At 70.4% G+C, this 19,516-nt stretch carries 16 protein-coding genes; 5 read left to right on the forward strand and 11 right to left on the reverse strand.

The features are described from left to right. Nucleotides 1-336 precede the first annotated feature (336 nt). The 8 genes from D1369_RS20125 to D1369_RS20160 form a co-directional block, all read right to left on the reverse strand. Nucleotides 337-1,080, reverse strand: coding sequence for a 2OG-Fe dioxygenase family protein (locus tag D1369_RS20125; protein ID WP_202477039.1), 744 nt, complete (start codon nt 1,078-1,080; stop codon nt 337-339). Continuing rightward, entirely contained in the window at nt 1,080-1,259 is a 180-nt protein-coding gene (locus D1369_RS20130; protein ID WP_007383329.1) for a hypothetical protein, read from the reverse strand. The genes D1369_RS20125 and D1369_RS20130 overlap by 1 nt, the downstream gene beginning before the upstream one ends. Next, nucleotides 1,256-2,224 carry a transketolase C-terminal domain-containing protein gene (locus tag D1369_RS20135; RefSeq protein ID WP_037900779.1) on the reverse strand — a complete coding sequence of 323 codons (969 nt, stop codon included), beginning with the start codon at nt 2,222-2,224 and terminating at the stop codon, nt 1,256-1,258. The genes D1369_RS20130 and D1369_RS20135 overlap by 4 nt, the downstream gene beginning before the upstream one ends. Continuing rightward, complete coding sequence (locus D1369_RS20140) at nt 2,221-3,063, reverse strand: transketolase (RefSeq protein ID WP_037900777.1); 843 nt, start codon at nt 3,061-3,063, stop codon at nt 2,221-2,223. Before D1369_RS20140 ends, D1369_RS20135 begins: the two co-directional genes overlap by 4 nt. Continuing rightward, nucleotides 3,060-4,355, reverse strand: coding sequence for a DegT/DnrJ/EryC1/StrS family aminotransferase (locus D1369_RS20145; RefSeq protein WP_037903472.1), 1,296 nt, complete (start codon nt 4,353-4,355; stop codon nt 3,060-3,062). Before D1369_RS20145 ends, D1369_RS20140 begins: the two co-directional genes overlap by 4 nt. 43 nt (nt 4,356-4,398) lie before the next feature. Further along, complete coding sequence (locus tag D1369_RS20150) at nt 4,399-5,451, reverse strand: BtrH N-terminal domain-containing protein (protein ID WP_007383327.1); 1,053 nt, start codon at nt 5,449-5,451, stop codon at nt 4,399-4,401. A 1-nt stretch (nt 5,452) separates the two neighbouring features. Next, nucleotides 5,453-6,040, reverse strand: coding sequence for a hypothetical protein (locus D1369_RS20155; RefSeq protein ID WP_106433507.1), 588 nt, complete (start codon nt 6,038-6,040; stop codon nt 5,453-5,455). A gap of 148 nt (nt 6,041-6,188) precedes the next feature. Continuing rightward, the gene (locus D1369_RS20160; RefSeq protein ID WP_202477038.1) at nt 6,189-6,965 is read right to left on the reverse strand and encodes a sulfotransferase family protein; all 777 of its coding nucleotides are present in this window, start codon (nt 6,963-6,965) and stop codon (nt 6,189-6,191) included. 201 nt (nt 6,966-7,166) lie between these two features. Here D1369_RS20160 and lysX point away from each other — a divergent pair, with 201 nt between their 5' ends. From lysX to D1369_RS20185, 5 genes are read left to right on the forward strand one after another with little or no spacing between them, the layout of a single operon-like run. Continuing rightward, entirely contained in the window at nt 7,167-8,045 is an 879-nt protein-coding gene (lysX, locus tag D1369_RS20165; protein ID WP_007383324.1) for a lysine biosynthesis protein LysX, read from the forward strand. Then, complete coding sequence (locus D1369_RS20170; protein WP_007383323.1) at nt 8,042-9,166, forward strand: M20/M25/M40 family metallo-hydrolase; 1,125 nt, start codon at nt 8,042-8,044, stop codon at nt 9,164-9,166. Before lysX ends, D1369_RS20170 begins: the two co-directional genes overlap by 4 nt. Before the next feature lie 5 nt (nt 9,167-9,171). Next, nucleotides 9,172-13,257 (forward strand): non-ribosomal peptide synthetase, encoded by a 4,086-nt coding sequence (locus D1369_RS20175; RefSeq protein ID WP_118082556.1) that lies wholly within the window; start codon nt 9,172-9,174, stop codon nt 13,255-13,257. Nucleotides 13,258-13,273: 16 nt separating this feature from the next. Then, nucleotides 13,274-14,428: an acyl-CoA dehydrogenase family protein gene (locus D1369_RS20180; protein WP_007383322.1), complete on the forward strand. Its 1,155-nt coding sequence runs from the start codon at nt 13,274-13,276 to the stop codon at nt 14,426-14,428. A 1-nt stretch (nt 14,429) separates the two neighbouring features. Beyond that, on the forward strand, nt 14,430-15,503 hold the full coding sequence (locus D1369_RS20185) for an acyl-CoA dehydrogenase family protein (protein ID WP_007383321.1): 1,074 nt from the start codon (nt 14,430-14,432) through the stop codon (nt 15,501-15,503). Nucleotides 15,504-15,507: 4 nt separating this feature from the next. Here D1369_RS20185 and D1369_RS20190 read toward each other — a convergent pair whose 3' ends face one another. The 3 genes from D1369_RS20190 to D1369_RS20200 form a co-directional block, all read right to left on the reverse strand. Continuing rightward, entirely contained in the window at nt 15,508-16,221 is a 714-nt protein-coding gene (locus tag D1369_RS20190) for a response regulator transcription factor (protein WP_050789724.1), read from the reverse strand. A gap of 81 nt (nt 16,222-16,302) precedes the next feature. Beyond that, complete coding sequence (locus D1369_RS20195; RefSeq protein WP_007383319.1) at nt 16,303-16,482, reverse strand: hypothetical protein; 180 nt, start codon at nt 16,480-16,482, stop codon at nt 16,303-16,305. A gap of 124 nt (nt 16,483-16,606) precedes the next feature. Beyond that, nucleotides 16,607-19,510, reverse strand: coding sequence for a BTAD domain-containing putative transcriptional regulator (locus D1369_RS20200; protein WP_037903466.1), 2,904 nt, complete (start codon nt 19,508-19,510; stop codon nt 16,607-16,609). Nucleotides 19,511-19,516 lie beyond the last annotated feature (6 nt).

Raw genomic sequence — 19,516 nt, forward strand, 5'->3', positions numbered from 1 at the left:
CGTGGTGACGAGCTCGGAGGCGGCGGGCTGTACGCACCGCGGGGCAGGTCACGCTGCCCGGCGATCCCGCCGTTCGAAAGCACGGTACGAGCGGGTCGGCACCGGGTGCGTCTGCGGCAGGTTCATTCGCGGGGACGCACTGCGTCGACTCCGGGCCCCTGCCGCTGCGTATTTCACTTACCGTCCCCTGCTCCACGGTGACCTGCTCGGCCGCCCTCACGTGGGTGCCACGCTTCTTCCACGGCCCGGCGCCGCGGACCCGGTCCGCACGGGCAGACCGTCCGGCCTGCCGCGCGAGGCACGGCGACCGGCGGCCTGCCGCATGCGCGGCGGAGATCACAGCGCGGTGTAGGCCATGATCAGGACGTCGCGGTGGCCCGGTTCACCGGCGTCCTCGGTACGCACCGCCGTGACCTCGTGGTAGGTGCGGCGGTCGTCACTGAGCAGAATGTCGCCGGGCTCACGGAGCGTTGTGGTGACGAGAAGTTCGCCGTCTTCCGCGTACACCGCGCTCTCCCCACCGGTCAGGTTGCGGCGACCGATCATCAGGGACGTGATGAAGGTGACGCCGTCCCTGTGCCGGCCCTCCGGAGTGGGCTCACCGGCCTCGTCCTTCGTGGCGGTGGTCCGGATCGGGGTCACCTTGATGTTCCACTTCGTGGTGCCGTCGACACGGCTGAAGATCTCGGCCGGCCTCACCAGCACGTTGCGCAGAACGGGGTCGCCGACGAACGCCTCGGTGAGCGGTTCGTAAACCCGGTCGACGCCGCCGTGCAACTTGTTGACGTCAGCCTCCTGACGGTACGGACCGTGCGGGAGCCGGGTGAGGTCACCGGTTTCCATGTCGAGGTCGAACTGGCCGTACCTGCGGTAGCGATAGGTGCCGCCGTCGGCCATGTAGGGGTCGCGCCGGAGAACCTCCCAGTTCTCGGCGAAACGCGCCCAGTCGGCGGGACGGACGCCTGTCAGGGTCGAGAAGTCGTTGTGCCGGACGAGATGGGCACCGGACTCGGACAGGTCCTTGATCGCGGCGAGCGCCACGTCGCCGGTCAGCTCTGCACTGATCATCGCTGCGGCCATCACTCGCCCCAGTCCTCTTCGACCTCGGGTGCGACGGCGAGCACGAGAGGGCTCAGCGCCACGATTTCCAGCTCGACGCGGCAGCCCACGCACTCCAGGATTTCGTTGAGCCGCACGGATTCGCCGATCTGTACCGGCTCCTCACAGCCCGGGCAGGCCTGTGCAGTGGTCGTGGTCATGAGATGAGTTCCTTCCGATCGATCTTCCCGGGGCGGGCCGCGATGTCGAGAGCGGTACGGACCGCCCTCACGACCCGCTCCGCGGTGAGGTCGTAATGCGCGACGAGGTGTTCCTGGTTGCCCACCTCGTCGACGAACTGGTCCGGCATGCCCAGCCGCAGCACCCGGGTGGGCGCTACCTCCGCCAGGGTCTCGGCCACCGCACCACCGAGGCCGCCGCCGCGCCAGTGCTCTTCCAGCGTCACGACGAGCGGCACCGGCCGGGCCGCGGCCACCAGCGTCTCCGTGTCGAACGGCCGCAGGGTGTGCATGTTGAGGACCGTGGCCTCAATCCCCTGCCGGGCGAGGACGTCCGCCGCGGCCAGACAGGCGAGCACCGGGTACGGGCCGCAGCAGGCGAGCACCACGTCGCCGCCCTCCCGCAGCGTCTGCGCCCGCCCGATGACCGGCGGCGGGGCAGCCGGCAGTTCGGGGGTCGGTTTGCGGCCGAGCCGGACGTAGAGCGGTCCGGGCAGGTCCAGGCTCTGTTCGACGAACGCCTCCGTGGCGGCGGCGTCGGCGGGCACCACCACGGTCATCGAGGGCAGTACCCGCATCACCGCGAGATCTTCCAGTGCCTGGTGCGTCGGACCGAGGTGCCCCGCGGCGAGGCCGCCGTGGGTGGCCATGATGCGGACCGGCAGCCGGTTGTAGGCGATGTCGATCTTGATCGCTTCCAGGGCCCGGGAGGTCGCGAAGGCGGCCATCGTGTTGACGAACGGGACCCGTCCGCACGCGGCCATCCCCGCGGCCACGCCCATCAGGTTGTGTTCGGCGATGCCGACATTGAGGTATTGGTCGCCGGCCGCCGCGGCGTACTCGGCGTTGAACAGGCCGGTGTCGGAGTCCAGGCACATCAGCTCGGGATGCCGCTTCAGGAGCGGAAGCAGGCTGTCCCTGTACGCCTCCCGAGTCGCGCGGCTCATGCGGCGTCCTCCGCGGCCCGCAGCCCGCGGAGGGCCCGTGCGTGGTTGCGCGGCGACAGCGTCACGTAGTGGCTGGCACTGCGGCCGGCGAGGAACGGCAGCCCCTGGCCCTTGACCGTGCGGGCGATCAGCACACTCGGCTTGCCCGGCTCCCAGGGTGTGGAGCCGAGATGCGCCGCCAGCTCGTCCGGGTCGTGCCCGTCCACCTCGCGGACGGCCCAGCCGAAAGCGCGCCAGCGGTCGGCCAGCGGTTCCATCGGCGCGATCGCGTCGGTGCGGCCGGTCAACTGCAGCCCGTTGCGGTCCACCACGGCGACCAGCCGGTCAAGGCGCAGCGACACGGCCGCGATGGCCGCCTCCCACACCGAGCCTTCCTGCAGCTCGCCGTCGCCGAGCAGGACGAAACTGCGCGCGGAGCGGCCCGCGTACCGGGCGCCCAGCGCGAACCCGCAACCCAGCGCGAGTCCGTGGCCGAGTGATCCGGTCGGCAGCTCCACACCGGGCACCGCGCGCACCGGATGGCCCATCAGCCTGCTGCCGGGGCGTCCGTACCCGGCGAGTTCCTCGACCGGGAAGAAGCCGCGTTCGGCCAGCGTGGCGTAGAGGCCGACAGCGGCGTGGCCCTTGCTGAGCAGGAAGCGGTCGCGATCCGGGTCGTCCGGACGCCGCGGGTCCACGTTCAGCACCGAGAAGTACAGCGCGGCGAGTACGTCCGCGCAGGAGAGCGCGCCGCCGAGATGCCCGCCTTCGGGCCCCGCGCACATGTCGACGACGTGCGCGCGGATGCGTGCGGCGACCGAGGCAAGAGAGGTCCGCTCAAGGACCGGGGTCGCGTTCATGAAGCCGCCTTCGCGAACGTGGCCACCATGTCGCGGTTCGCCCACACCTTCTCGAAGGCGTCCGCGTACAGGCCGAGCAGCTCACCCGCTTCGGGATGGAGGTGGCGCTTTTGGAGGGTCAGGGAGTCGGCGATGACCGCGCGGGTGACCGGGTAGCCCTCACCTGCGACCGTTCCGGGTGCGCCGGTCACGGCCCACGGGTAGCCCGAGCCGAAGCCGGCGCGGTCCGTGAACACCTTCTGGTCGGGCAGCGGCATGAGCTGGTACTGCGACATCGGTACGCCTTCGGCGCGCAGCAGCCGCCGCAGGGCCCCGCGCAGTGCCTCGGGTCGCACCCCGTCCAGGCCGAACGCGGCCGGGTCGAACCGGAACCGCAGGATGTGCCAGGCGTGGGTGGTGTCCGGCAACGCGGTCGGCACTCGCAGACCGGGCAGTTGTGCGAGCCGGGCAAGGAACTCGGTGACATTGTGCTGCCGCGCACGCTCGTACTCGTCGTACCGGTCGAGCTGCGCGATGGTGAACGCGGCCTGGAGCGCGTTCATCTTGTGGTTCCAACCCAGGCCGTACGAGATGTAGTCCCGTTCCCGACCGGCTTCGATCACCTCGCCGAACTGCCTGCCGCGGCGCATCGCCTCGGCCAGTTCCGCGTCGCGGGTCACCAGCAGGCCACCTTCACCGCAGGTCGGTATGTTCTTGCTGACCTGGAGGCTGAAGGCGCCGGCGGCACCGATCCCGCCGACCGGTCGGCCACGGTGGGTCGCACCGGGAGCCTGCGCGGCGTCCTCGATCACCGCGAGCCCGTGCCTGCGCGCGATCTCGGTGATCCGGTCCATGTCGGCGGGCGCGCCGTGCAGATGCACCGGGATGATCGCCCTGGTCCTGGCCGTGATCCGGCGCTCCAGGTCGTCCGGGTCGATGTTGAAGGTGACCGGGTCGATGTCGGCGAACACCGGAACGGCCATCTGGTGCACCGGTGCCAGCCCGGTGGCGATGAAGCTCAGTGCGGGCACGATCACCTCGTCCCCCGGTCCGACACCGAGCGCGGCCAGCGCGACGGACAGCGCCGCGGTGCCGTTGGACACTGCGACGCAGTGCTCGAAACCGAAGCGGCGGGCCCACGCCTCCTCCAGAGCGGACACCGGGTTCACGCCGTCCGTGTCGGACACCAGTCTCGCCCCGTCGAGCGCGTCCAGGACCGCCTTGCGGTCCTCGTCCTGCACCAGGGGCCACGGCACGTGACGCCGATTCGTCGGCACGGCCGCGGTGCCGCCGAGCGCTGCCAGCTTGCTCATCACTCTCCACTCCGCAAAGTCACGGTGGTCGATGCGTACGCGCTCACAGCCGGCCCGCCGCCGCGCCGACGGCATCGACCGCGCAGGCGTAGGCGCCGCGCAGTCGCGTGACATGGCGCGCGATGTCGGGTGCGGCGGCGCGCGGGTCCGCGAGCCCGTGCGCACCGGTGAAGCGCAGGCCGGTCCAGGCGTGCGCGACGGACTCGACGGCCCGTCCGGCCGCGGCGAGCGCCGGGTCGTCCCAGCGGCTGCCGCAGCGGCGCAGGAGCTCCCCGTGCAGGGATGCCTGCGCCTGCATGCCCCAGCCGAAGGGATAGAGCTCGCGCAGTGCGCCGGCGTCTTGGGCCCGGCACCGGTCGAGGAGTTCCGCGGCGAACTCGTCGTACCCGGCGAGACCGGTACGGGCCGGGGTGGCCGTGGTGAAGCCGTCGACGTCGGTGCGCAGGAAACCGCCGAGCAGTTCGGGCGTCAGGGGCCCGGCCGGGGCGTCGAGGCGGACGTCGAGGCAGCGCCGGCCGATCCCTGAGTCGCTGAAGAAGGCGTCCTGTACGTCGGACGGGTTCGCCGAGCCCCAGCTGCGCAGGAAGTCCTCGATCGGGACGGCACCGCGGAACGCGGGCGGCATCGCGTCCGAGACATGGACCACCCCGCGCGTCTCGTCCAGTCCGTAGACGATCACGAGGTGTGCAGCGTGCACGTCCTGGTACGCGGGTCGGAACGGCAGGTAGAAGTTGTCCACGGCGGCGATGACCAACCGGTCCTCGGCCAGCGTCTCGCGCACCTCCCGCCAGAGGTCGTCCTCGTCGGCAGGCTGCCACCAGCGCGCGTGCAGCTCGTGGTGGGGTGCGAGCGCGGCACCCAGATCGGTGCCACCGGATTCGTCGGCGGGGCAGGGGTAGTAGAACTCCTCGGACCTGACGTCGCCCGGCAGGTGGAGGAACCGCCAGCCCGCGCCGAGCACGGCCAGCGGATCGGCGCCCGCCCGTGCCAGTACCGAACCGAAGGTGGACTGCAGGCAGCTGATGAGGTCGCGGTACCACAACTCGGGTTCCGGTCCGGTGATCATGTAAGTGCGTGTCGTCGTGTCGACGGTCATCTCAGGGCTCCGTCCGCTGGAGGGTGACCGCGAAGACATGTATCGCCACGTTGCGCGGCAGCACGATGCCGGTCAGACCGGCCCGCCGGGTGACCGGCACCCGCTGCGCCCACATGACCGCGGGAATGCCTCGCTGCACGTGGTGCGGATAGTGCATGACGAGGCTCTCGAATGCCTTGACCTCGCCGAACCACGCCGGCGCCGCCCAGAAATCGGAGACCCGCAGTGCTTCCGCGTCGACCGATCCGTCGGCGAAGATCAGCTCGACGGTGTCCTCGCAGCGCCGTTCGGACGCCGCCAGGACGTGGATCCAGTCGTAACGGCCTTCAGGCACACGAATGAACTGTCCGGCACAGCGGATGTTGTCCGGTCCCTCGCAGAGCGGAGGGAACTCGAAGGGAACGCCGTCCACGTTCACGAGGCTCTCGCCCGCAGGCAGGTGCTCGGCCGAGAACGAGTTTCCCCATACGTTGAATGCTCCCGCCTTGGTCTCCGCGGCAGCGGAGACGGCGACATTGTTGCGATGGCCGGAAATGTCCACCGGTTCGCACAGGCGTGTCCTGGCGGAGAACACCGAAATACCCGTCAAGTGATCCACCTCATTGAAGCACCGTCTTATGTCCCAAACCTAGCCCGGTCGTTCAAGCTTTTCGTCCGCACCGCAACTACCCTGCCCAGCAGAATTACTGTGCGGCGGACTCTCCGGGTAATCATGTTGATGATTCCGGTCGGCATGGTCACGGCCGGAGCGCGACGGCGCGCAGTTTCTCGTAGTACGGCTGGTGGTAATCGCGGTAGGAACGCAGCACCGGGTCCGCCGCGACCACCTCGGCTCCGCCGCTCCTGACCCGCTTGAATCCGGTCGTCTCACTGGTCGACTTGTGCCACTTGCTGGTCGACCGCCATTCCGACCGCATGCCCGGCGCCCAATTCAGCGCCTCCGGAAGGAAGTCGATCCCCACCGCCGCGCAATAGGCCCGCACGGTGTCGGCCGGCCGGTCGAGCAGATCGTCCGAGTCGATCACCACCGGCGTGCTGCCGGTGGCGGTCTCCACGGCCGTGAAGATCTCGTACAGTCGGGCGAAGCCGATCTCGTCGCGGCCGAGGTCCGGGTTGAGCGCATGGTGCGACGCGATGGCCTCGGCCGGCTCACGGATGATGAAGGTATGGGTCGCGGCCGACAGGAAGGCCTCGTCCGCGAGGAGCGCCGGGTAACGGAAATCCGTGGTGTCCTTGAAGAACACCGGCGTTCCGGCGGCCATGGCGCGCAGCGCCGCGAGCACGTCCCGCTCGCTGCGTGCAACGGTGTCGCCGACCTCCACCTCACCGAAGTCGACGACCCGGGAGAACGGTTCGTGCACCACGGCGCGGTCGCCCCGCTCGGTCATCATCCGCGCGAAGGCGGTGGAGCGACAGCGTGGGGCGCTCCATAGCGCGAGCACCGGGATCCGCTCCGGTTGATGTACCACGTTTTCCCCCTCTTCCGTGTCGGCCGTGAACCTCGCGGCAGGCATTCGAATCAATTCGAGAGTGACATGGCGGCGACCTGGGTGCGGTAATCAGAATTCGCAACCGCGGGACCAAAGGTCAACACAATGCGACCCCACGAATGATCCGGATGCGGACGCACACGGCGCCGGCGCGCTCGTAGTTTCCTTTCACGCGGCAGACCGGTATGTCACCCGGTGAACCGGTGGCCCTAATACGGAGGTCATGTGTCAGCGGCATCAGAGCGCCCAAGTGGCCACAAGATCGCCATACTCGCCAGTCGGGTCGGTGCGGACGAGAAAAGGCTGTTCGACGCATTCGACCGGCGCGGTGTGCCCTTCGACCACCTGGACACGCGCCGGCAGTGGTTTCTGGCCGGACAGCGCGACATGCCCTGGAATCTCGCGCTGAATCGCGAGATAGGACAGGTACGTGCGGCCTACGCGGCCCACAGCCTCGCCGCGGCGGGAGTCGAGGTGGTCAACAGCGCGGAGGCCACCGAGGCGTGCGGCGACAAGTGGCGCACCACCATGGTCCTGCAGGCGGCCCGGCTGCCGACCCCACGCACCGCGCTCGGCCTCACTCCGCAGGCCGCGCTGGACGCCCTCGACTCGCTCGGCTACCCGGCGCTGATCAAACCGCTGGTCGGCTCGTGGGGCCGGCTGGTGGTCCGGCTGCCCGACCGCGCCGGCGCGGAAGGTGTGCTCGAGTACGCCGCCGCGCTGCCCGGCCCGCAGTCGCACCTCGCGTACGTCCAGGAGTTGATCGACAAGCCGGGCCGGGACATCAGGGTGATCGTGGTCGGTGGTCAGGTGCTGGGCGCCGTCTACCGGACCAGCGAGTCCCTGCGTACCAATGTGGCCCTCGGCGGAGAGGCCCGGCCGTGCGAGGTGACACCGGAGATCAGCAAACTCTCCCTCGACGCGGCCGCCGCCGTAGGTGCCGAGATCGCCGGAGTCGATCTGATCGAGGACCAGGACGGTCGGCTGCTGGTCCTGGAGGTCAACCACCGGGTCGAGTTCGCCGGTTTCCAATCCGCGCACGGCGACCGGATCGATGTCGCGGGTTTCATCGTCGACCATCTACTGGAACGAGCGCAACGATGAACTGGGCGTTCACCTCCTCCGGCGCCGTCACCGAGACGTACGCCGCCGGACTGCTGCGCAACATGCTGGAGATCCCCTCCTCGTCCTATCAGGAGCGGGCGCTGGCCGACTACTTGGCCGAGGCGATGGCGGACCTGGGGTTCGAGGCGCACATCGACGGTGTGGGAAATGTGATCGGCGTGATCGAGCGGGGTGTCGGCCCGACCCTGATGCTCCTCGGGCACATGGACACCGTCCCGGGCCATCTCCCCGTCCGCTCCGAGGACGGCCGGCTCTACGGCCGAGGCGCCGTGGACGCGAAGGGGCCGCTCGCAGCGATGATCTGCGCCGCGGCCGGGGCGGCGGACTTCACCGGCCGGATCGTGGTGATCGGCGTCGTCGAGGAGGAGACCCCGCGGTCCCGCGGAGCGATGGCGATCCGGGCCACCCACGACCGGCCGGACGCGCTGATCATCGGTGAACCGAGCGGCTGGTCGAGCGTGGTGCTCGGGTACAAGGGCAAGCTCGACCTGCGCTACACCGTGAAGTGCCCCGCCACGCACCCGAGCAACCCGCTGCCGAAGGCGTCCGAACTGGCCGCCGCGTCCTGGCAGGCGCTGGTCGAGCTGCTCGGCCCGGACGCGAGCCACGGCGTGTTCGACCAGCCCGGCGCGACCCTGTGCCGGCTCAACGGCGACCTGACCACGGCGACGGCGGACCTCAGCGTCCGCCTTCCCCCTGGATTCGACGTCGACGCGTTCGTGCGCGAGCTGCGTGACCGCCTGCCGGCCGGTGATCTGGACGTGCTGAACTCGGTGGCGGCCTGCCGCGTGCGACGGGGCGACCCGGCCGTCCGCGCGCTGGTGTCCGGTATCCGGCGGTTGCACGCCCGACCGCGCCTTGCGGTGAAGACAGCCACCTCCGACATGAACACGCTCGCCGAGGTCTGGGACATCCCGATGGCGACCTACGGCCCGGGCGACAGCAGCCTCGACCACGCCGACGACGAGCACATCGTGCTCTCGGACTACCAGCGCGGCATCGACGTGCTGACCACCGCCATCTCGGAGTTGGCACACCTGCCGGCGCGATCGGACGGCCGGGTGGCCGACGCACCACCGCGCATAAGGAGTCTCAGGTGACAGACATGGCCCAGCGCCTGGCCGCGCTGCCCGATCAGCGCCGCGCACAGTTCCTCACCCGGCTCAAGGAGCATGCGGAGGCCGCGGCGAGGCGGGGCCCGACCTCGCGCGGTGACACGGGCCCGACGCCGCTGTCGTACGAGCAGCAGTCACTCCGGATCCTGGGCCACCCGGAACCGGGCGTCCCCGGTACTGCGCTGTGCCTGCGGCTGCGGGGTGAGCTGGACGCGCAGGCGTTGCAGTCCGCGCTCTCCGCGGTGGTGACCAGACACGAGGCGCTGCGGACCTCGATCGTGCAGCGCGAGGGCGGCCCGATGCAGGTCGTCGTGGCTCAGGTCCCGGTCGAGGTGCCCTGCTTCGAAGCGGAGGGCGAGAACCACGGGCAGCGGCTGGCCGCGGCTCGGGCCCTGGTCGAGCAGTGGATCGGGACCCCGTTCGACGTGCGCCGTACGCCGATGTGGCGTGCCATGCTGGTCAGGGTGGCGCCGGAAGACCATCTGTTCGTGTTCGGCGTACCCGCCGCCGTCTGCGACGCGCGGTCGCGTGACCTGCTGCTGCGTGAACTCGCCGAGTTCTACCGGTCGTCGCGCGAGGGCGACGCACCGCGGCTGCCCGACCTGCCCGTGCAGTACCCGGACTACGCGGTGTGGCAGCGCGACCGCCTCGCCGGCGGCCTGGACGAGCTCACCGCGTACTGGCGCGACAGGCTGGCGGGTACCGAGGTACTGGAGTTCCCTACCGACCGGCCACGGGCTGAGAAGCGGATCCGACCGGGCGGCAGGGCTGACTTCCCCCTCGGACACGAGGCCCTGGAGCGGGCGGCGGAGCTGGCCCGGCAGGAGGGCACGAGCCCGTTCGACGTCCTCGTCGCCGCGTTCTTCAGCCTGCTGCACCGCTACACCGGCCTGGACGACCTGGTGATCGGCTCGCCCGTCGAGACCCGGCGGCACGACACCGTGTCCTCGGTGATCGGTCTCTTCACGGACATGCAGGTGCTGCGCGCGGACCTCTCCGGTGACCCGACCTTCCGCGCACTGGTCCACCGGGTCGGGCGGGTGACGCGCGAGGCGTCCGAGCACGGCGGTCTGCCGTTCGGTGAGCTGGTCGCCGCGGTCGATCCGGTCGTCGACCCGTCTCGCCCACCGGTCGTCCAGATCGTGTTCGGCGCGGAGCACGCGGTCCGCCCGCCGGACCTGCCCGGCCTGAACGCCTCACGGGAGGAGGTCGGGACCGGCACCGCCCGGTTCGACATGAGCTGGACCCTGGTGGAGCAGCCCGATGCCGGCACCGGCCCGCACCTCGCCATCGATTTCGACACGGACCTGTTCGACGCCGAGAGCATCGCCAGGTTCGCCCGGCACTACGACGGACTGCTGCACACCCTGACCGCGGCCCCGGACGCCCCCCTGTCCACCGCCGAGATGCTGAGCCCGGCGGAGAAGGAGTTCCTGGCCCGAGCCGCCCGGGGACCGGTGCGGCCGATACGCGAATCCACCGTCGTGGCCGAGTTCGAGGCGCGTGTCGAGAAGTCCCCGGACAGCGTGGCGGTCGTCGTCGACGGCGTCGAGACCAGCTACGCCGAACTCAACGCTCAGGCGAACCGGCTCGCCGCCCTGCTGCGCCGGCGCGGCGTCCAGGCGGGCACTCGGGTCGGCCTCTGCCTGCGCAGGACCGCGGACGTGCCGACCGCGATGCTCGCGGTGCTCAAGACGGGCGCGGCCTATGTGCCGCTCGACCCGTCGCATCCCTCCGGGCGGGTCGCGGAGATCGCCGCCGACGCCGACCTGCGGGTGGTGATCGCGCACGCCGAGGCCGGCCCGGCCCTGACCGAGGTGCACGTGCCCGTCGTGACGCTGGACGACGTCCGGGGGGAGCTGGCGGCGCTGCCCGATCACAACCCCCCGCTCGCGGCGCGGCCCTTCGACGTCGCGTACGTCATCTACACCTCCGGCAGCACCGGCAAACCGAAGGGGGTGCTCCTCGAGCACCGCGGTGTCGTCAACTTCATCGACTCGACACGGGAGTTGTTCGACCTGACACCGGCCGACCGGGTGCTCGGGTTCGCTTCGATCACCTTCGACGTCTCTGTGTTCGAGACGTTCTCGGCGCTGCTCACCGGAGCCCGTCTCTGCCTGGCGACCGACGAGGAACGGCTGTCCGTCGACCGGCTCCAGTCACTGATGGAGCAGACCGGCATCACCGTCATCGACCTGCCCCCGACCGTGATGCCGCTGCTGGTGCCGGAGAGGCTCACCGAGCTGCGGATCGCGTTCGTCGGCGGCGAGGCGTTCAGCGGTGAACTGGTGAACCGGTGGAACGCGGGCAGGCGGCTGTTCAACGGCTACGGGCCGACCGAGTGCACCGTGACGATGATCGTCGAGGAGTGCCCGGGCACCTGGGAGGCCTCGCCGCCGATCGGCCTGCCCATGACCAACCATGTGGCGCACGTGCTCGACGGCGACCTGCGCCCGGTGCCGATCGGCGTACCGGGTGAACTCGTGATCGGCGGCGCCGGCCTGGCGCGTGGCTACCTCAACCGGGACGAGCTGACGGCGCAGAAGTTCGTCACCGATCCCTTCGGCACCGCGCCCGGTGGACGGCTGTACCGGACCGGAGACCTGGTGAAGCGGCTGGCGGACGGCCGTCTGGTCTTCCTCGGCCGGATCGACCAGCAGGTCAAGATCCGCGGACTGCGGATCGAACTGGGCGAGGTGGAGTCGGCCCTGACCGGCTTCGGCGGAATCGGACCGGTCAGCGTACGGGCGTGGAGCGACGACAAGGGACACAAGCATCTGGTCGGCTATCTGACCGGGGTCACCGAACAGCAGGTGCCGTCGGTGCGCGAGTACCTGGGCACGCTCCTGCCCTCGTACATGATCCCGTCGTACTTCGTGGTCCTCGCCGAGCTTCCGCTCACCGGCAGCGGCAAGGTCGACTGGCGCAGGCTGCCGGCGCCGGACGTGGACCGTGCGGGCGAGGGGTATGCCGACGCGTCGCTCACCCCGACGGAACGCAGGCTGCTGGGCGAGGTGCTCGCCCCCCTGCTGGGCGACGGCCGGATCGGCGTGCACGACGACTTCTTCCTGGCCGGCGGCAACAGCCTGCAGGCCGTCCAGCTACTGTCGGCGATCCACCGCGGCTTCGGGGTGGAGATCGCCCTCGGCGACTTCTTCGCCTCGCCGACCGTGGCCCACCTCGCCGCCACCATCGACGCGCTCCGCGCCGCCGGGCGCTACGACGACGGTGATCCGCTCGCCGCGCTGGAGTGCCCGTCCGGCCAGGAAGCCGCCGGCACCGCCGTGCCGGGCGTCGACCGGGCGCCGGTGGTGATGCGTGCGTCGGGTCCCTCGCAGGTGATCCTTGTGCACCCGTCGGGCGGGGAGCTGTTCTGTTACGTGCCCCTGGTCAGGGCACTGCGTGAGGACATCGGGGTGACCGGCTTCGCCGCCGATCCGGACGACACCCGGGTGGATCCGCGGGAGGGGCTCGCGGCGAGTGCCGTCAGGATCGCGCAATCCCTGATCGAGACCGGTCTGCCGCAGTCGTGCTGCCTGGCGGGCTGGTCCTACGGTGGTGTGCTCGCCTTCGAGGTCGCCCGGCAGATCGAGCAGAAGACCGGGGAGCGGCCGCCGGTGGTCCTGCTGGACGCCGCCTACGACGAGGACCCCCTCCCCCTCGACGAGACAACGGTGCGGCAGCGGTTCGTGCACGACGTCGCCAGGCTGACGGGACGCGACGGCTCCGAGGTGCACGCGGTCCTCGAGGACCGGACGGCCGGCGTGGCCGACGTCGGACGGACACTGACGGACCTCGGCATCGACCTGGGGCTCACCGACGAGGAACTGACCCGCCGGTACGAGACGTTCCGGCACTGCGCCCTGTCCATGCAGGCGTACTGCCCGCCGGGCCCGTACGGCGGACCGGTCACCGTGCTCAGCGCCTCACCCCGGATCGCCATGGAAGAGCAGTGGCGGACAGTGTGTGCGGGCCCGTTCCGGACCGCGAGCGTGCCCGGCGACCACTACACCCTGTTCACAGAACCGGCGTTGAGCCGGGTCGTCGCGGCGCTCGAAGAGGCGCTCACCACCTGAGCTGAGGAGAGATACCTTGCGGATCGGGTTCACCGAAGACCAGCAACGGTTCCGAGCGGACGTACGCAAGGCGCTGCGCTCCGCCGGGATACGGGCCGCGGCGGCCGAGGCCTGCGGTGCGGACGGTGTCGAGCCGGACGCGCGTCCGCTTTACCGTGTGCTCGGCGAGCTGGGTCTGCTCGCCGTGCACTGGCCTGTCGAGTTCGGCGGAGCGGGCCGCCCCCTGACCGATGCCGCGATCGTCGCCGAGGAGCTGGTGCGCGCGGGTGTGCCGGACACGTTTCACGTCAACTCCATCCAGATCGTGGGCCAGTTCCTGCTCATGGCGGGCAGCGAAGAACAGAAGCGCCGCTACCTGCCCGCGCTGGCCCGTGGCGAGAGTTTCGCCTCGGTGCTGTACACCGAACCGGACGCGGGGTCGGATCTCGGTGCGCTGCGGGCCGTGGCCGAGGCCGAGGGCGACGGTTACCGGATCACCGGCACGAAGGTGTTCAGCCTCAAGACGCGGTTCGTCGACCTCGGGCTGTGCGCGGCCCGTACGACGCAGGGCGCCGGGAAGTACCAGGGCATCAGTCTGTTCCTGGTCGACATGGGCGCTCCCGGTGTGACGGTGTCGGTGATACCCGGTATCGGTGACGAGCACTACCACCGGGTGGACCTCGACTCGGTTCCCGTGCCGGGCGACAACCTGCTCGGTCCGCGCGACGAGGGGTGGCCGCTGCTCAACGAGGCTCTGGCCGTCGAACGCACCGGACTCGACTACTACCTCAAGGCGGAGCGCTGGTTCGAGGCAGCGCTGGACGCGCTGATCGACGGCGCCCCCGACTCCCCGCACGATGACCGCCTCGAGCAGATCGGTCGCTGGCACGGCGCGCTGACGGCCGACCACGTCCTGGCCTGGGAGGTTCTCACCGGACTCGCGGCCGGTCAGGTCGACCAGGTGTCGGCGGCCGTCGCCAAGTACCACAGCAGCGAACTAGCGCAGAGCATCGCGGCGTGGGCCGCAGACATCCCGACGTCCGACCAGCGCGCCGACCGGACCGCGGCGGCTGTGGTCCTCGACTCCGCCTACCGGGAGGCGCCGGGACTCACGCTGTCGGCGGGGACCTCCGAGGTGATGCTCCAGATCATGACCGCTGCGTTTGATTCCCTCGGACAGAAAGAGCACTGACATGGACCTTTGCCCCGACCTGCTCTTCACCCAGGTGCGCAAGGCTCTGCGTACGGCCCTGGCCGGCGTCGACGCCCGGATGGAGCTGCACGGCGCACCGGTCACCGACGGGGTCCGCGGCCCGACCCGGACGGTGCTCGACGCACTGGACGCCGCCGACTTCGAGCGCCCGCGCTCCCTCGGCGGCCTCGATCTCGGCCTCACGGCCGGAGTGCTGGTCAGCGAGGAACTCGGCCGTGCGGCATGCGGCAATTCCTACCGGGCCGACGCGCTGGCGGCCGATATGAGCGCGCCGGCCGGCGCGGCGCTGGCCGGACTGGAGGCACTGCCGGTCGGCAGCGGGGTCACCGCACCCCCACGGGCCGGCGGCTGGGCACTGACCGGTACGGCCACGGTCGACGACGTGAGCGCCGGGACCTTTCTGGTAGCCACCCGGACAGGTACCGAGCCGGTGCTCGTCGCGGTGGAGCGCGAGGCGGCCGGTGTCAGCACGGAGAGCGGCTGCTGGCCGCCGGTGGTCCGCTTCGACGGTACGCCGGTCACCGCGGCGAACGTGGTCGGGCCCCTGGACGGCTCGCCCACCGGCCCACTCGCCCGGGCGCGACTGCGGCAAGCCGCCTACCTGCTGGGCATCGCCGAGGGCGCGCATCAGATGGCGTTGAGGTACGCCGGCTTCCGGCGGCAGTTCGGCACCAGGCTGCGTGATCTCCCGGCTGTCTCCTTCCCCTTGGCGCGCGCCCTGGTCTCGTTGCGCGCGACCGGGGCGGCCGTGTACCGGGGTGCCTGGCTGGTCGACTCCGTACCCGAGGAGGTCGGCACCGCGCCGATCGTGGCACTGGCGATGGCCTCCGAGACGGCGCGTGACGTGGTGCGGCTGAGCATGCAGACCTGCGGCGTACGCGCGATGACGGCAGAACTAGGTCTGCACCGGTACTTCCGGCTGGTCGCAGCCGAGTCCGCCCGGTACGGCGACCCGGCCGCGCTGTGGCGGGCGGTCGGCGCCGATCGCCTCCGCACGGCGCGGCGTGCGGAGGCCGGCACGGGGTCCGCGGCCCCGGCGACCGTCGGGCGGTGAGGGGTCAGCTGGCGCGCAGACCTCCCAACGCCAATGCCCTCTCCTCACCAAGGGGTTGGGCCGCCGAGTGGATCAGACCGGTCCGGTAGGCCAGCGACACCAGCTCGGCGCGGTCGCGGACACCGAGTTTGGTGCGCACTCGGTACAGATGCGTACGGACCGTGGCCTCACCGATGATCAGTTCGCTGGCCACCTCCTCGGTGGACATGCCGAGCGCCACCATGCGGGTGACTTCCCGTTCCCGCGGGGTCAGTTCGGCCACCTCCGGACACATCACCGCTTCCTGGGGCTCCGGTTGCGCACGGAACCAACTGACCAGGCGCGCCGCGATACTGGGCGCGAGCATGGTCTGTCCGGCGGCTGCCGCCTGGATGGCGGTGATCAGCTCCTGGGGGCTCGCGTCCTTGCCGAGCAGACAGCTTGCGCTGGCGTGCAGCACGTCGCTGACCGTCTTGTCGTCCTCTGACGCGGTGAACACGACGACGCTGGGCGGTTCCTCCTCCTTGCCGAGTCTGCGGATCATCTCCAGGCCGGAGATGGTCTGCAGGTTCAGGTCCGTGACCACGACATCGGGGCGTGTGGTGCGCACGAGAACGATGGCTTCCATCCCGTTGTGCGTGGTACCGATCACGTCGATGTCCGGCACTGCGTCGAGGAGAGTCCTGAGACCGTCCGCGATAACGGGCAGTTGGTCACAGATGAGCACGCGAATGGTCATTGTGTTCCCCCTGGATGTGGACAGGCATGCGATGCGGGGTGGGACGGGTGGGCCGCAACCAGTTGTTGCGGCCCACCCCCCTCAGCCGTTGCCGTTGTTGTCGCCCGGCCCGAAAGCGACGAGGGCCGTTACGGGGGCGGAGGCTGCGGTGCGCTGCTCGACCGTCTTCCCCTGCGCGGCGGCAGCGGATGAGGCCGTGAGTCCCCCCAGAAGTGCCCCGAGAGCGATGACGGAGGCGGCGGCGACAGGGGCGAAGCGCATGACTGAACTCCTTTTGGAAAGGAAGGCCTTTTGACTCCGCTGATACTTCCGATCTGTCTTCCCCGCCCGTTCCCCTCTGGGCACCCGCCCGATTCCCGCGTCGGTGCCGTCCGACGCCCAGGGCTCAACGTGCCGTCTCGGGCACCTTCATGAGGGAGAAGAGGTTGTCTGCCGCCAAGCGGTGCTGCTGGGCCATCTGCGAGTCTCCCTGGGCCTCGGCGGTACGGCCGAGGCTCCACAGCGCGCACGCCTCGTCGTAGCGCAACTCCATACGGCAGGCGATCTCGTGGGCCAGCAGCTGCTGTGCCCGCGCCGTCTCCAGGTCTCCTTGCGCGTATCGCACGCGCCCGACCGAGAGGTGCACGGTGGCTCGGTGGATGTCGTCGGTGCTGCTGGTGGCCTTGGCGAGTGCGTGGTCGACGCTGTCCGCCGCCTCCTCCAGCTCTCCCATGCGGACCAGCACGTCAGCTCTGCGGGCGAGTACGAGGGGCAGTACCGAGGGCATGCTCATGCGCTGGCACCGTTCCAGCGCGGCGTCGGCACATTTGAGGGCCTCCTCGAAGCGGCCGAGGCGCTCGATCGCCTGGGAGAGATTGCTCAGCGCGTCCACGGAGAGCTGTATCTCCTTGATCGAGTCGAAGATGGCCACCGCCCGCTTCGCCGCCTCAGCCGCCTCGTCGAACCGTCCGAGCCGCACCTGGACCAGGCTGAGGGTGCTCAGGGACGAGCCGTCGAGCCGGGTGAAGCCGAGTTCCTGAGCGCGCGCGTTGGCCTCCTGGCACAGCTGCAGGGCGCGCTCCAGCTCCCCCATGCTGTTGCATGCCTGTCCCAGACGTGCCCGGCACTCGGCCTCGCTGTGCACATCCTCCATCTGCCGGGACAGGTCCACGGCTTCCTCCAGCCGGGCGACCGCGTCGCTCAACTGCCCCAGCCGCCACCTGCCCATGGCCAGATTCATCAGGTTCAGTCGGATCAACGCCCGGTCCCCGAGCTCTCGCGACGCGCTGACACCCTTCTCCAGCGCCGCGTTCGCGCTGGCGTCATAGGCGCGGATGCTGGAGTGGAAACCCAACTCACGCGGCAGCCGCGCGGCGTGCCACAGCAGTCCCTCGTGATACGCGGCGTCCACCGCCGCCAGCAGACTGTCGCGGTGTTGGTCGAGCCACTGGAGCGCCTTGTCCTTGTGGTCGAACTCGTCTGCCCGGACTTCCTCGTCCCCGAAGTGGCGCCGTCCCGGAAACAGCGTGTCGCAGGCACGTTGCGCCGTGTTGAGGTAGTGATCCATCAGACGCCGCACCGCCTGACCGTCCTCCGGCGACTTCTCGCTCTGTGCGACGCGTTGCACAAAGCTGCGCACCAGGTCGTGCAGCGCGTACACCCCCGGCTCCCTGGCCTCCAACAGACGTACGTCCACCAGCCCTTCCAGCACGTCCTCGGCCGTCAGGACGTCGGTGTCCAGCAGTGCGGCGGCTTCTTCGGTGTCCAGGTAGCGGCCGGGGTGGTGCCCCAGAAGCCGGAAGGCCTTCCGCTGTTCCCTGGGCATGGACTGGTACGACAGCAGCAGCGCGCCCGCCACCCCCCGGCCCTCGCTGGTGAGTTCGTCCAGGCGCCGGTTGTGGTCCCGCAGTCGTTCGACGAGACGCTGGACGGTCCATTGCGGACGGTTCGCCAGCCGGGCGGCCGCGATCCGGACCGCCAGCGGGAGTCCTCCGCACAGCCGCAGCAGCTCACGGGCCGCGGCCGGTTCCTTCTCGACACGTGCGGCGCCGAGGGCGTTGCGCAGCAGTTGGTGGCTGTCCAGCTCCGGTAGGGCGCCCACGGTGAGCCACTCGGCGCCGTCGAGTCCGGTCAGCCGTGGGCGGCTGGTGATCAGGACCAAGCTGTCGGACGAGGCGGGGATCAGCTCCCGCACCTGCTCCGAGCTGGCGGCGTTGTCCAGCACCAGGAGCATGCGACGGCCCCTCATGTAGGACTGCCACCGCGCGGCGCGTCCCGCCGGTACCGCCGGCAGTTCCTCGCTGGGGATGCCTGCTGCGGCGAGCAGGTCTCCTTGTGCCTGGAATGCGCCGAGCGGCGTCTGGCCCGGCGTGAAGCCGTGCAGGTCGATGAAAAGACTGCCGTGCGGATACTGCTCGGCCAGTTGATGGGCGGCCCGCACGGCGAGAGCCGTCTTGCCGCCGCCGCCCATGCCGTCGAGGCACAGGACCGTCGGCGACCCCTCCGGGGCACGTCGGGCCGCAGCGCAGATCCACTGCAGCTCCGCACTGCGTCCGGAGAAGTCAGGCACGTCGAAGGGCAGGGCGTGCGGAGCCTCGTTCACCTGGTGCGGGGCACGGGACGCAGCGCGTTCCGGGCGGGTGAGCGACGGGTCCTGGCGCAGGATGCGCTCGTGCAGCGCGGTCAGCTCCGCGCTCGGGTCTATGCCGAGTTCGTTCGCGAGGTGATCTCGGGCACGGGCGAACTCGTCGAGCGCCGCGGCCTGTTGGCCGGAGAGGTAGAGGGCGAGCATCAGCCGGCTGCGGAGCGTCTCGCGCAGCGGATGCTCGTCGACGAGGACACGCAGCTCGCCCGTTATCCCGGGGGCCTCGCCCGCGTCGATGCACAGACCGTAGAGCTGCTCGGCGGCGGTGAGCCGCTGCTCCTCCAGAGCCGTCGAGGCGGCGTCGACCACACGGCCGCCGGAACCGGCCAGCACCGGCCCTCGCCACAGGGCCAGCGCAGCACGCAACTGTGCGACGGCCCGCTCCGCCTCCCCGGCGTCCAGCGATGCCCTGACCTCTCGCAACAGCTCCTGATAGCGCAGCAGATCGAGTTGCTCGGTGTCGACGACCGCGCGGTATCCGGGCCCGTCGGTGACGATGATGTCGGGACCGTGAGGAAGGCGGCTGCGCAGTTTGGCAACCGTCTTGCGCACCTGATGCTCGGCGCTGTCCGGCGGTTCTTCGTTCCAGCCGGCCGCCACCAGACGGGAGACGGGCACGACGCGCCCGGCCTCCAGGAGCAGCGTCACGAGGACGCGCCGTTGCAAGGACCC

The sequence above is a fragment of the Streptomyces sp. CC0208 genome (genome assembly GCF_003443735.1).
Taxonomy (GTDB): Bacteria; Actinomycetota; Actinomycetes; order Streptomycetales; family Streptomycetaceae; genus Streptomyces; species Streptomyces sviceus.